At 64.2% G+C, this 13035-nt stretch carries 9 protein-coding genes; 5 read left to right on the plus strand and 4 right to left on the minus strand.

Annotated elements, in window-relative coordinates:
• Nucleotides 1–102: 102 nt before the first annotated feature.
• Both ilvA and N436_RS23915 read right to left on the minus strand, forming a co-directional pair.
• Complete coding sequence (gene ilvA, locus N436_RS23910) at nucleotides 103–1662, minus strand: threonine ammonia-lyase, biosynthetic (protein WP_105947604.1); 1560 nt, start codon at nucleotides 1660–1662, stop codon at nucleotides 103–105.
• Nucleotides 1663–1842: 180 nt separating this feature from the next.
• Complete coding sequence (locus N436_RS23915; protein ID WP_016713990.1) at nucleotides 1843–2274, minus strand: PACE efflux transporter; 432 nt, start codon at nucleotides 2272–2274, stop codon at nucleotides 1843–1845.
• Nucleotides 2275–2467: 193 nt separating this feature from the next.
• Here N436_RS23915 and nrfB point away from each other — a divergent pair, with 193 nt between their 5' ends.
• The 4 genes from nrfB to N436_RS23935 all read left to right on the plus strand — a co-directional run bounded on the left by nrfB (nucleotide 2468) and on the right by N436_RS23935 (nucleotide 9714).
• A complete protein-coding gene (nrfB, locus tag N436_RS23920) occupies nucleotides 2468–4642 on the plus strand; it encodes a cyclic di-3',5'-guanylate-activated glycosyltransferase NrfB (RefSeq protein WP_110742107.1) in 2175 nt (724 codons plus the stop codon).
• On the plus strand, nucleotides 4639–7644 hold the full coding sequence (locus tag N436_RS23925) for a phage receptor (RefSeq protein ID WP_110742108.1): 3006 nt from the start codon (nucleotides 4639–4641) through the stop codon (nucleotides 7642–7644). Before nrfB ends, N436_RS23925 begins: the two co-directional genes overlap by 4 nt.
• Nucleotides 7644–8483, plus strand: a complete 840-nt coding sequence (locus tag N436_RS23930) for a DUF4434 family protein (protein WP_110742109.1) — start codon at nucleotides 7644–7646, stop codon at nucleotides 8481–8483. The genes N436_RS23925 and N436_RS23930 overlap by 1 nt, the downstream gene beginning before the upstream one ends.
• Nucleotides 8484–8622: 139 nt before the next feature.
• Nucleotides 8623–9714: a diguanylate cyclase gene (locus N436_RS23935; protein ID WP_110742110.1), complete on the plus strand. Its 1092-nt coding sequence runs from the start codon at nucleotides 8623–8625 to the stop codon at nucleotides 9712–9714.
• Here N436_RS23935 and N436_RS23940 read toward each other — a convergent pair.
• Both N436_RS23940 and N436_RS23945 read right to left on the minus strand, forming a co-directional pair.
• Complete coding sequence (locus tag N436_RS23940; protein ID WP_104834661.1) at nucleotides 9689–10987, minus strand: ATP-binding protein; 1299 nt, start codon at nucleotides 10985–10987, stop codon at nucleotides 9689–9691. The genes N436_RS23935 and N436_RS23940 overlap by 26 nt on opposite strands.
• 6 nt (nucleotides 10988–10993) lie before the next feature.
• Nucleotides 10994–11695: a response regulator transcription factor gene (locus N436_RS23945; protein ID WP_060710034.1), complete on the minus strand. Its 702-nt coding sequence runs from the start codon at nucleotides 11693–11695 to the stop codon at nucleotides 10994–10996.
• 159 nt (nucleotides 11696–11854) lie between these two features.
• Between N436_RS23945 and N436_RS23950 the strand changes: the two genes are divergently transcribed.
• On the plus strand, nucleotides 11855–13030 hold the full coding sequence (locus N436_RS23950) for an efflux RND transporter periplasmic adaptor subunit (protein WP_110742111.1): 1176 nt from the start codon (nucleotides 11855–11857) through the stop codon (nucleotides 13028–13030).
• Nucleotides 13031–13035 lie beyond the last annotated feature (5 nt).

A 13035-nucleotide genomic window follows, 5' to 3' on the forward strand; every position in this document is an offset into this window, starting at 1 on the left:
CGGCAAGCCAGCTCCCACAGGGACCGCGCAATGCTGAATAGCTGCGCAGTACTTGTGAGACCTGGCTTGCTGGCGATGAAGCCAGTACAGGCAGCCTCAAGGTCACCCTAGGAACAGCTTGTAAGCCGGGTTATCCGTCTCATCCCAATACCGATACCCCATCTCATCCAGCGCCAACGGCAACCCCGCTACCTCGTCCCCCGGCACCTCCAGCGCCGCGAAAACCCGGGCCTCTGCCGCGCCATGGTTGCGGTAATGGAACAGGCTGATGTTCCAGCGCTTGCCCAGCCGCTCCAGAAAGCCCAACAACGCCCCAGGCCGCTCGGGGAACTCGAAGCGCATGACCCGCTCATCCGCACCCGGTGCAGCATGGCCACCCACGGTATGGCGCACATGCAGCTTGGCCAGCTCGTTTTCGGTCAGGTCCAGCACGCTGTACCCCTGCTCGCGCAGGTTGGCCAGCAACTGCTCACGCGGGTCGTGAACAGGGTGGGTCTGCACCCCGACAAACAAACGCGCCTCTTTGCCGGGGTAGTAGCGATAGTTGAACTCGGTGATCTGCCGCTTGCCCAGCGCCTGGCAAAACGCGCGGAAGCTGCCCGGCTGTTCCGGAATGGTCACAGCGATGATCGCCTCGCGCTGTTCCCCCAGCTCGGCCCGCTCGGCCACATGGCGCAGGCGGTCGAAGTTGACGTTCGCCCCGGAATCGATGGCAACCAGGGTTTGCCCTTGCACGCCATCGCGTGCAACGTATTTCTTGATCCCCGCCACGGCCAGCGCCCCGGACGGCTCGGTGATCGAACGGGTATCGTCGTAGATGTCCTTGATCGCCGCACACAGCTCATCGCTGCTCACGGTCACCACCTCGTCGACAAAATGCCGGCACAGCTCGAAACAATGGGCGCCGATCTGCGCCACCGCTACACCATCGGCAAACGTGCCGACCTGCGGCAGGATCACCCGCTCACCAGCAGCCATGGCAGCCTGCAGGCAGTTGGAGTCTTCCGGCTCCACGCCGATCACCTTCACCTCCGGGCGCAGGTACTTCACATAGGCAGCAATGCCGGCGATCAAACCGCCACCACCGACCGGTACGAAGATGGCATCCAGCGCACCCGGGCGCTGGCGCAGGATTTCCATGGCCACCGTGCCCTGCCCGGCGATCACGTCCGGGTCATCGAACGGCGGCACAAAGGTAGCGCCTTCGCTGTCGGCCAGTTTCAACGCGTGTGCCAGGGCGTGCGGGAAGCTTTCACCGTGCAGCACCACATGGCCGCCACGCGAACGCACCCCTTCCACCTTCAGCGATGGCGTGGTGGTGGGCATGACGATGGTAGCCTTCATGCCCAGATGCGAGGCTGCCAGGGCGACGCCTTGGGCATGGTTGCCGGCCGAAGCGGTAATGACCCCGCGCTCACGCTGCACACGGGTCAGGCGCGACAGCCGGGTGTAGGCACCACGGATCTTGAACGAGAAGGTCGGCTGCAGGTCTTCGCGCTTGAGCAATACCTGGTTACCCAGGCTGGCAGACAAGGCAGGCGCAGCTTGCAGGGGCGTTTCGATGGCCAGGTCGTACACCGGGGCGGCAAGAATGCGCCGCACCTGCTCCGACAGCAGTTGCTGGGGGGTGACGGCAGTACGCGGGACGCTGAAGCTGGTCATCGATGACTCCTTGGCTTTTTCAGTTTGCCCAGGAGTCAGAGAGAAGAAACCCGCCTCCAGGGCGGGTTCGGTGCACGTACGCGCTAGCCCGCCAAGCTGATAATGGCGGTAATAATAATGGCGTTCACGTGCGGGAATGTATTCATGGGGTAGGAACTTAGCCGGTAGCGCGGCACAAAGTCAACACTTGGCTTGCTGCGCCGAAAGCGGCACATCGAACACCTTGTCGAACCCCCACTGGAAGACAAAAGCGTAAACGAAGAAGAACACGAACAACGCCAGGTTGGTCAGCAGCGCCGCCCACAGGCTGACGTCCAGCCAGTACGCCACCAGCGGCAGCAAAATCACCACCAGCCCCCCCTCGAAACCCAGCGCATGCAGCAAGCGCCGCATGAAAGTGCGCTCCCGCTGGTGCTGGCGCGCCTCCCAACGTTCGAACACCCAGTTGTAGCCCATGTTCCAGCTCATCGCGATGCCCGACATCAGCACCGACAGCACGGTCGACTGCGCCATGCCGGCACCGAACGCCAGCTCCAGCGCAGGCGCCACGCAGGCCACAGCGATGGCTTCGTAAAGAATGGCCTGGACGATCTTGCGCGCCTTGCCTTGCATGTTCAGCTCCCTGGGTAAACGACCTGTAAAACTACAAGATGTGGCCCACAAGAAAAAGCCCGAAATTTGGACAACCTCGCATTCGGCTGCTTGTATCTATCCCGTACAAACGGCGACATGTCGTACAACTTCGTCGAGGGAACCGAGCGAGGATACAGACGATGGCCTACTCCACCCTGCCGGTGACTGCCGCATGAGCCTGGCATTCATCGATTTTCTCACCTATGTGCTGTTCGGCCTGAAGATCCTGGCGATCACCCTCGCCTCGTTGATGTTCCTGCTGGGCCTGGACGACCTGTTCATCGACCTGTGCTACTGGGGGCGAAAGCTCATCCGGCGTTTTCGCATCTACGACAAGTTCGAGAAGGCCGACGAGAAACGCCTGTACGAAGTCCCGGAAAAACCTTTGGCCATCATGGTCCCGGCCTGGAACGAAGTGGGCGTGGTCGGTGAAATGGCGCGCCTGGCGGCCTCCACCATCGACTACGAGAACTACCAGATCTTTGTCGGCACCTACCCGAACGACCCGCAAACCCAGGCCGATGTCGACGCGGTGTGCCTGCACTACCCCAACGTGCACAAGGTGGTGTGCGCCCGCCCCGGCCCCACCAGCAAGGCCGACTGCCTGAACAACATCATCGACGCGCTGCTGCGCTTTCAGCAGGACGCCGGTATCGAGTTCGCCGGTTTTATCCTGCACGACGCCGAAGACGTGATTTCGCCCATGGAACTGCGCCTGTTCAATTACCTGCTGCCGAACAAGGACATGATCCAGATCCCGGTGTACCCCTACGCACCCGAATGGAAGGGCTTTACCGCCGGCCACTATGTCGACGAGTTCGCCGAAAACCACGGCAAGGACGTTATCGTTCGCGAAGCACTCACCGGCCAGGTGCCCAGTGCCGGGGTCGGCACCTGTTTCAGCCGTCGCGCCATCAGTGCGCTGCTGGAGGACGGCGACGGTATCGCCTTCGACGTGCAGAGCCTGACCGAAGACTACGACATTGGTTTTCGCCTGAAGCAAAAAGGCATGAAGTGCATTTTCGCCCGCTACTCCATCAGCGACCCGGCGCTGACCCTGAAGCAAGAGTGGCGCCCGGGCATGAGCCGTGAGTTTTCCCAGGTAATCTGCGTACGCGAGCACTTCCCGCGCGACTGGCAGCATGCCATTCGGCAAAAGTCGCGGTGGATCGTCGGCATCGTGTTCCAGGGCACCAGCAACCTGGGCTGGAGCCGCAAGGGCGCGCTCAACTACTTCCTCTGGCGCGACCGCCGCGGGCTGTTCGCCTACCTGCTGAGTTTTCTGGTCAACCTGTTGCTGCTGGTGTTGCTGGCCATGTGGCTGGTCACGGTGATTGCGCCGGATTCGTGGCGCTTCATGTCGATCCTTAGCGACAGCTGGCTGCTCTCGACCCTGCTGTGGCTCAACGGCCTGATGCTGTTCAACCGCCTGTTCCAGCGCGGCTGGTTCGTTACCCGCTTCTACGGCATTGGCGAAGGCCTGCTGTCGGCACCGCGCATGATGTGGAGCAACTTCGTCAACTTCTTCGCCAACCTGCGTGCCCTGCGCCAGGTCATGGAGATGGGCGACTCGCGGCGCGTGGCCTGGGACAAGACCACACACGAGTTCCCCGCCATCGCCGCCCCTGCCCGCACGCCATTGGGCCAGCGACTGGTGGCCAAAGGGTTGATCAGCGACGAACAGCTGCATCAGGCAATCAACAGCCCTGTACGCCGGCGCCTGGGCCGCGAACTGCTGCTGCGTGGCTGGGTAAACAGCGAACAGTTGGTGGCCACCCTGGCCGAGCAGCTAGACATACCATGGGCCCCGCTGAACCCGTTCAAGCTCGAACCGCAACTGATCGCCAAACTGCCGCGTAAACTGGCGACGCACTACGGCGTGCTGCCGGTGGCCGAGGACGGCGACACGCTGATCCTGGCCAGCGAAAGCCCGGTCAGCCAGGTGTCACTGGGGGTAATCAGCCGCCACCTCAAACGCCCGGTACGCGTGCGCCTGGCACCACAAGGCCGGGTAACCCTGGGCCTGCGCTACCACTACCCAAGCCCCTGGCAGAAGCCGGAAACCCGCGACATGCTGGCCACGCTCGCACGCCATCAGGACGACGAGGCGCTGCTGGAACGGGTCAGCCACCACCAGGTCATGCTCGGTACCCTGCTGCAGGTGCGCGGTATGGTGCCCGTCACCTTGTTCAACCAGGCACTGATCGACTTCGACCCCGAACACCAGAGCCTGGGCGAGCACCTGATCGCGCGCGGCATCATCACTGAGCAGGTGTTGCAGCAAGCACTCGACGAACAGGCCAGCGAACAGCAGGCTGCCCTTGACCTGACGCGGGAGGTGGCATGAAGCCGCGTTTTACTCTCACCTTCACCGGCCTGTTGCTGTGCTCCGCCGCACTGCCCGTCGCCGCCTCGGCACCGATGACCGACTTCCAGCGGTTCACCAGCTTTCCGTTCATGGACCGCAGTTATCGTGAGGCCAAGAAAGACAACTGGGCCGAGGTCGAGCGCCTGACCCGTCACGTGCTGGGCCGCGTGCCGAACAACGACGAAGCCCGCGCACTGCTGGTAGAGGCCCTGGCCCACCAACGCCGCTACAAGGACGCCGAAGCGCTGGCCGAACAACTGGACGGCAGCCCCGAATACGCCGACGCGCTGCTCGAACTTCGCCTGACGTGGATCGAGCAGGACCCACCGCCAGCCAGCCAGGTCGAGCAATGGCTGGCCACCAGCGATGCCATGCACCGGGTGCGCCTGTGGCAGGCTTACAGCCTGAGCCTGGCCAAGTTCGGGGGTGCTGGCAAAGCGCTGGAGTGGCTCAACCAGCTGCCACCGCGCGATGATGGTCAGGTACTGCGCCTGGCCCGCGCCAACTTTGCCGAACAGCTGCGCAACTGGAAGGAAACCATCGAGCAACTGCAGCCGCTCGCCGACAAGGGCCAGTTACCCGCCGAAGACTGGCGACGCCTGGCCAATGCGTATATCCAGCAGGTGGACGAAAAAGGGCTGAACACGCTGCTGGCCAGCGCACCCTCCCCCCAGGCAGCCAGCCAGGCACGCCTGGCCATGGCCAACCGCGCCATTGCCGTCGGCCACAACCAACAGGCCCAACGCTGGTTGCAGTCGCTGCCGCCCGATCAGCTGAATCAGCCCGACCAGCGCCAGCAGCTGTGGGAGCTGGCCCGCGAAGGCGATGATGCGGCAATGGTAATGCGCTTGAGCAACGACCTGCAGCGCCCCTGCCTGGAGACCGTCGACTGGCTGTCGCGCCATGATCCGGATCTGGCCCGCGAGCAGTTCAAAGGCTGCACGACCACGGCCGATGCTCGCGCCTACGCCGTGCTCAAGCAACGCCTGTACGGCGACCCGCCACAGCCGCCGCAACCGCGTACCGCCAGCGAATGGGAAAAGCGCTACCGACAAAGCGGCGACCTGGCCGCGCTGGAGCAAGCCACCTTCCTGTTGGTGGAACAAGGCCAGGTGGCACACGCCCGGGAATTGCTGGAGCACGCCTACGACCGCCGCCAAGGCCGCCTCAGCCCGTCGTTGCTGCAGCGCCTGGGCAACCTGTATGCACGTACTGACGGGCCGTTGGACAACCGCCGCATGCTTGGCCTGATACCACGGGTGGATGCCAACACGCGTGCCCAGTTGCTCGGCCGCCTGGCCGAAGCCGGCCAGTGCGATGCCGTGCACCAGGCGATACCGGCCACCCCGAGCGAACCCGGCCAATACCGCGCACTGGGCCGCTGCGCCATGCCCGACCAGCCCGGCGAAGCGGTGGTCTACTACCAGGCCGCCGAACGCTTGGGCGGCGGCGGCGATCGCCTGCCCTTGGCCTATGCCCTTGAAGCGGCGGGCGACTCCGAGGCTGCCCTGCCCATCTGGCGCAACGTCCCGGACAGCGCCTGGACCGACAACGCCCGCCTCACTGCCGCCCGTGGCGCGCTGAATGCCGGCGATGCAGAAGCCGCTCGACGCTACTGGGACGCCGCCGCGCACCACAGTGCTGATGACTGGGCGCTGGGCGCTGCCATTGCCCAGCGCCAGGGCGATTACCCGTCCGCCTTGGGCGTCCAACGCCAGGCCTTAGCCAGCAACCCACGCGCCGACCACTACTACGCGGCCGCAAGCACTGCGCAGCTGGCCGGCGACAGCGCGCAAAGCATGGCCTGGCTAGCCGAAGCGGTGCGCCTGGCCCCCGATCAGCCACGCTACCGCGCCGATTACGGCATGCGCCTGGCCGGCGCCACAGACAAGGCCCAGCGCCGCCAGTCGATCCCGTACCTGGAGCAGGCGACCCACGACTTCCCCGAGGACTACCGCCTCGGCGAAACGCTGGCCTTGCGCTACGACGAAGCCGAAGACAGCGCCTCGGCACGCCGCGAACTGCGCCGCATCCTCGATGTGGAGCAGAACCTGGTCGACGGTGACGACGAATACGGCAGCCTGGAAGCCCGCAAATACCGCCAGCGCAGGGCCCACGAAGCCCTGTCACGGCGTGACACCATCACCCTGGCCAGCACCTGGTCGCCCGCCGGCACCTCGACCAACGACAAGTTCCTCGACAACGGCCAGCGCAGCGGCAGCTCGCGCCGCGCACAATCGCAGAACGTGCAGTTGGCCATGTGGGACCACGCCCTGGGTGAAGAGCCCAGCCGCAACGGCAGCACCCTTTCGGTTTATGGCCGGGTACTGTTCGGTGGTCAGAGCCGTACCGATTACGCGCAAAGCATGGGTACCGGCGTTGGCCTGCGCTACAAGCCGCTCGGCCAGGCCAACCTCAACCTGTACGCCGAGCTGTATCACCAGCGGCAGATCGACGAAGAACATTATCGCGGCCTGAGCCTGGGGCAGTTGTTGAGCCCGGCCAAGGTCGGCGGTAACTGGGGCGACCTGCGCCACAACGCCGAGTCGAGCAACGACCTGCTGCTGCGTGCCACTGCCTCGTTCCTCGATCAGGGTGACTGGCGCAACGACTGGCGGGTGGATGAAGACGACTGGAACGAGCGCTTCCTCTACCTCGACGCCGCCTGGTGGACACGCGCCGGCGACCATGCCTGGCTGTCGCGCTACCAGCAGGGGCATGCCTGGAAGCTGCCCGGCAGCTCACCGCAAACCCTGATGCCCTACGGCTTTGTCGAGTTCTCCAGCCAGGACCCGAGCAACGACTGGCGCCAGGATGCCCGTGCGGGGGTGGGTGTGCGTTGGCAGTGGTGGTTCGATGACGACCGCTACAACGCCTACCGCGGCTCGCTGAAAGTGCGTGCCGAATACCAGCAGTCGCTGGGCGGCAATCTTTACGAGCGCGCCAACGGCGTGCTGGTCGGTGCGGAGATGACCTTCTGATGCGCAAGATCCTCGCCCTCTGCCTGCTTGCCCTGTGCCTGCCGGCCACAGCTGACCAGCGCCTGTTCTACCAACCCCTGAACCGCGACGCCAGTATCACCCCTACCCAGTGGCAACAGCTGTGGCACGCCACCGTGGCGCAGGGTGGCAAGACCCTGATCGTGCAGTGGAGCGCGTATGGTGACAGCGATTTTGGCGGTGCCCAGGGCTGGCTGGCAAACAGCCTGCGCTCGGCGCATGCCCAGGGGCTGCAACTGGTCTTGGGGTTGTACATGGACCCGGCCTATTACCAACGCCTTGAAGCGTTGGACGGCGAAGGTCAGAACAGCTACTGGAAAGCGCAGTTGGGCCGCTCGCTCAGCCAATACCAGCAACTGCGCAACACTTGGCAGTTGCCGGTGGATGGCTGGTACCTGCCCATGGAGCTGGACGACCAGCATTTTCGTGAGGCTGAACGGCGCGATGCGCTGTACAGCCAGTTGCAGGCCTTCAACCGCCAGCTGGACAAACCGTTGCATATCAGTGCTTTTAGCGCGGGCAAGCTGTCGCCGCGGGTCAATGCTGCCTGGCTGAATCAACTGGCGGGCCTGGGCTTGACAGTGTGGTGGCAGGACGGCGCCGGGACCGGGCGTCTGCCTGCGTTGGTGCGCCAGGGCTATGAACAGGCCTTGCCGTGCCGGGTGGGTGTGGTGCGTGAGGCGTTCCGCCAGGTGAGCGCACCGGGGCAGACGTTTCTAGCTGAACCGGCTGAGCCGAAGCTGAGTAGCGGGTGCCATGCCGAGGCGGTGTTTGCCTTGCGCTACCGGCCCTGGGCCCGAGGCGTGTTGCCACAGAATTGAGTCACCAGGCCCGGCCCTATCGCCGGCAAGCCAGCTCCCACAGGACCGCACAGATTTCAGGCACTGTAGGGTCCCTGTGGGAGCTGGCCTGCCGGCGATAGGGCCGGGCCTGGCAAAGCAGTACTCCCAGGAGCCCCCGATGTTCAAGACCATCGAAGCACACGTACGCCAGCAGGTCGCCCCCGCCGCCCTGCGCGCCGAATTCCGCCAGCACGAATTCGAGTCCATGCGCCCGTTCTGCCTGCTGGTGTTCTGCATCAGCATCCTGATCTGGCTGGTCTTCGACCTGATCGTCAGCTTCCTCGGCGGCCAGGGTTTCACCTGGCTGTCCTACCTGTTCATCGCCCTGCTGGGCTGCCTGACCATCGTGCTGCACTTCACACGCCGCAGCCATCACTTCGACGTGCTCAACCTGCTGTTCATTGCCGTCATCACCTTGGGCATGCGCCTGGTGATCGAAGGCATCCCGGTAGCCCTGCGCCCGGTGTGGCTGGTGCTCGGCGTCTCCACCGTGCTGTATGCCGTGTCGGTGCAGCCGGTGCGGCGCTGGTCGTTCTTCTGCGCCATGGTCATCACCTGGGTGATGCTCAACCCCTTCTACCACACGCGCATTGAACCGGACGCCCTCGAAGGCGCCATGCTCATCAGCTACGCCATTTTCCTCAGCGGCCTGGTGAGCTACAGCTACCTGCAAATCCGCAAGGCCAAACTGCACAACTTCTACCTGTCGAAGGTGCTGCTTGAGCAGGCTTATGTCGACGCCCTGACCGAAATCCCCAACCGCCGCTCGTTCATGGCCAAAACAGAGCAGCAATTGAAACTGGCGACGCCCGGGCAGTATCTGGCGATGGTCGACATCGACAACTTCAAGAAGGTCAATGACCGTTTTGGCCACGACGTGGGTGATGAAGTGCTCAGACGCGTGGCACTGCACATCAAGGCTGCCATGGCCGATTCCGGGTTTGCCCGATTGGGCGGTGAGGAATTTGCCATTTTTCTTGAGGGGCTGGACCAGCAAAGTGCTGAACAGCAGGTGGAGGCATTGGTACGCAGAGTGCGTGAAGATGCAGGCACGCACCCGGTAACCATCAGTATCGGCCTGGCGCAGGTGAGCGCGGGCGATACATTGACCATGGCGCTGATCAAGGCCGACCAGGCGCTGTATGAAGCCAAGCACACGGGCAAGGACCGGTTTGTGTTGTGGACTACCCGGCTGGCAGCCGAATCCTGAACTGCGCACCACCCAGCGCCGATTGCGCCACCGTCAAGGTCCCGCCCTGCCCCTCGATCGCTCGCCGGCTGATCGCCAACCCAAGGCCAAACCCGCCGGTGTTGCGATCCCGGCTGCGGTCCAAGCGGTAGAACGGTTGGAAAATCCGCTCGCGCTCCTCAACCGGTATGCCAATGCCGTCATCCTCCACGGTCAGCAGGCAGGCACCATCGCCCTCCAGCCGCAGGCGCAGCAACAGGCTTTCATCGCAATAACGCATGGCATTGCGCACCAGGTTCTGCACCGCGCGCGCCGTCAAGCGCGGGTCCAGCACGAACCGGGGCAGATTACCCTCGGCCTGCACTTCCCAACGGATACCCCGGCCATCGAGTTCCTCGGCAAAACCACCGAGCACGCTGTCGACCAGCTCCAGCAACGATACCTCGACCCGCTCGCGGGCCTGGTCGGCATTGTACAGCCGGCTGTAGGACAGCAGCTCCAGCACCAGTTCATCCAGCTCACGCACATGCCCCACCAGTTCCAGCAGGCGTTTGCGGCTGGCCGGCGGCACCTCGTCGAACAGCAATACCAGGCCGAAATCCAGCCGGGTCAGGGGTGTGCGCAATTCGTGTGACACTGCATTTAGCAGCTCGCGCTGCTGGTTGACGTGGCGCTCCAGGTCGCTGGCCATGGTGTCGAACACGCCGGCCAACTCACCAATGTTGGAATGCGGCGAAATATGCGTACGTTCGGCCATCTGCCCCTGGCCCAGGCGCCGAGCGGTCTCCTTCAGGCGCTCCAGATCGCGCCAGTGCGGCCATACCCACAGCAGCAGGCACCCCAGCATGGCCGCACCGATCAGTACGGTCACCCCCCACGACAACACGTTGATGTCCAGCGGGTCTGGCGGTGAGTGCAGACGCACCAGCCATTCCTTGTCCAGCGGTGCCAGCACGGTTTCGTAGTAGCCCCATTCGGCAATGCGCACCGCGTACAAACCATGCTCCAGGCGCGCCTGTTCTTCATCGCTCAGGCCGGCCTGGTCCATGCGCAGCAGTTGCAATTCCAGCGGCGCGAAATCACTGGCCAGTTCTTGCTCCACGGCTGGCCACTGCTCGCGCGGGGCCTGGCGGAACTGGCGCACGATCAACGCCTGCACGCCCTTGGCCTGGTCCAGGTTGTAGGCCATGAAGCGGTCGCGGAACAGGCCGACAATGGTGTCGGGGATGAACAGCAACGCACCGGCGTAGGCAACGATGATCACCAGGTACAGCCGCACCAGGATCTTGAGCATGGTCGATCAGCACTCCCACTCGACACGGCTGAACAGGTAACCCTTGCCCCACACGGTCTTGATCTTGCGCGCTTCGCCGGCGTTATCGTCGAACTTGCGCCTCAGTTTGGAGATGGCCACGTCCACGGAACGATCAGTGCCATTGAACTCGATACCCCGCAGTTGTTGCAGGATACGGTCGCGGTTCATCACCTCGCCCGCATTACGCGCCAGCACCACCAGCAGGTTGTACTCACCGCTGGACAGCTCCACTTCTTCGCCACGCCAGCTGACCGTGCGCTCGGCCAGGTCGATGCGCAACCCCCCGATCAGGATCAGGTCGTTGTCCAGGCGCGGCTCATTGATGCTGCTACGACGCAGCAGCGTACGCACCCGGGCCAGCAGCACGCGTGGTTCGCAGGGTTTGGTCACGTAATCATCGGCCCCCATTTCCAGGCCCAATACCTGGTCATGGCTGTCATCACGGGCCGTCAGCATCAGGATGGGCAGGCTCTGTGACTCCTGGCGCAGCAAGCGGCACAATTGCAGGCCGTCGATGCCCGGCAGCATCAGGTCGAGGATGACCAGGTCCGGCTTTTGCCGGCGGTACTCGTCCAGCACATGGTCGCCCCGGGCGATCACCTGGACATGAAAGTCGTTGCGTTGCAGGTAGCTGGCGATCAGTTCGGACAGGGCGCTGTCGTCTTCGACCAGGAAAATATTCGGCATAGGTGCTTGGGAATCTGGGTACAGGTGTACGCAGAATATATAACCCTACCGGCCCGGAGGATTGATCTTCACACTTTTTCACACTCACCCTACAGGTATTAACAGCCGTCAGTGCAACAGCTGCCGTAGCATATACCCGGTCATCATCGGAAGATCCGCATGCCTACTACCTTCCCCCCTCGCCTGCGCCCAGTGGCGCTTCTGGCGTTTCTGAGCTTGTCCCTGGCTGGCTGTGGCGACAGCGCCGAGCAAGACGAAAAGGCCCCTACCCCGCAGGTGCGGGTGGAAACCCTGCAATTGCAGCCCTTGGCAATAAGCAGCGAACTCAGCGGCCGCATCCTGGCACCGCGCACCGCCGAAGTGCGCGCACGGGTCGCGGGCGTGGTACTCAAACGCGTCTACCGCGAAGGCAGTGACGTCAAGCAAGGCGATGTGCTGTTCCTGATCGACCCGGCGCCATTCAAGGCCGACCATGACAGTGCCCGCGCCACCCTGGCCAAGGCCGAGGCCACCCTGTACCAGGCACGCCTGCAAGAGCAGCGCTACCGCGAGCTGGTCGACGACAAGGCCGTCAGCCGCCAGGAATACGACAACGCCAAGGCCAGCTTCCTGCAGGCCGACGCCGACGTGGCCGCCGCCAAGGCCGCCCTGGAGCGCACCCGCCTGAACCTCGGCTACGCCACGGTAACCGCGCCGATTTCCGGCCGTATCGGCCGCGCCCAGGTCACCGAAGGCGCCCTGGTCGGGCAAAACGAAAGCACGCCGCTGGCGACCATCCAGCAGCTGGACCCGATCCACGCCGACGTCACCCAGTCCACCCGCGAGCTCAACGCCTTGCGCCGGGCCTTGCGCGCAGGCGAGCTGCAGCAGGTGGGCGACGGCCAGGCCCGCGCCACGCTGATCCAGGACGATGGCAGTGCCTACCCGCTGCCAGGCAAGCTGCTGTTCTCCGATATCAGCGTCGACCCCAGCACCAACCAGATCACCCTGCGCAGCGAGTTCCCCAACCCGGACCTTGACCTGCTGCCCGGCAGCTATGTGCGTGTGCGCCTGGAGCAGGCCGTACAGCCCAAAGGCCTGAGCGTGCCGCAGCGGGCCATTCTGCGCGACAGTGCCGGCGTGCCCAAGGTGCTGGTGGTCGACGCGCAGGCCCGGGTCAGCGACCGCCAGGTGGTGCTCGGCAGCGCCCAGGGTGATCGCTGGGTCGTCAGCGAAGGCCTGACGCCAGGCGAGCAGGTGGTGGTCGAAGGCCTGCAACACGTCAAGGCCGGTGACCAGGTGCAGGTCGACACCGCAACGGGCACAGCGCCCATCGCACAGCACACCGGCCAGTGAGGGCC

The sequence above is a fragment of the Pseudomonas sp. RV120224-01b genome (assembly GCF_003208145.1).
In the GTDB taxonomy this organism is placed as follows: Bacteria; Pseudomonadota; Gammaproteobacteria; order Pseudomonadales; family Pseudomonadaceae; genus Aquipseudomonas; species Aquipseudomonas monteilii.

Bases quoted from the DNA above. Each gene is read 5' to 3' on its own strand.
- nrfB (WP_110742107.1), top strand. From the start codon at position 2,468: ATGAGCCTGGCATTCATCGATTTTCTCACCTATGTGCTGTTCGGCCTG.
- N436_RS23930 (WP_110742109.1), top strand. From the start codon at position 7,644: ATGCGCAAGATCCTCGCCCTCTGCCTGCTTGCCCTGTGCCTGCCGGCC.
- ilvA (WP_105947604.1), bottom strand. From the start codon at position 1,662: ATGACCAGCTTCAGCGTCCCGCGTACTGCCGTCACCCCCCAGCAACTG.
- N436_RS23925 (WP_110742108.1), top strand. From the start codon at position 4,639: ATGAAGCCGCGTTTTACTCTCACCTTCACCGGCCTGTTGCTGTGCTCC.
- N436_RS23945 (WP_060710034.1), bottom strand. From the start codon at position 11,695: ATGCCGAATATTTTCCTGGTCGAAGACGACAGCGCCCTGTCCGAACTG.
- N436_RS23915 (WP_016713990.1), bottom strand. From the start codon at position 2,274: ATGCAAGGCAAGGCGCGCAAGATCGTCCAGGCCATTCTTTACGAAGCC.
- N436_RS23950 (WP_110742111.1), top strand. From the start codon at position 11,855: ATGCCTACTACCTTCCCCCCTCGCCTGCGCCCAGTGGCGCTTCTGGCG.
- N436_RS23940 (WP_104834661.1), bottom strand. From the start codon at position 10,987: ATGCTCAAGATCCTGGTGCGGCTGTACCTGGTGATCATCGTTGCCTAC.
- N436_RS23935 (WP_110742110.1), top strand. From the start codon at position 8,623: ATGTTCAAGACCATCGAAGCACACGTACGCCAGCAGGTCGCCCCCGCC.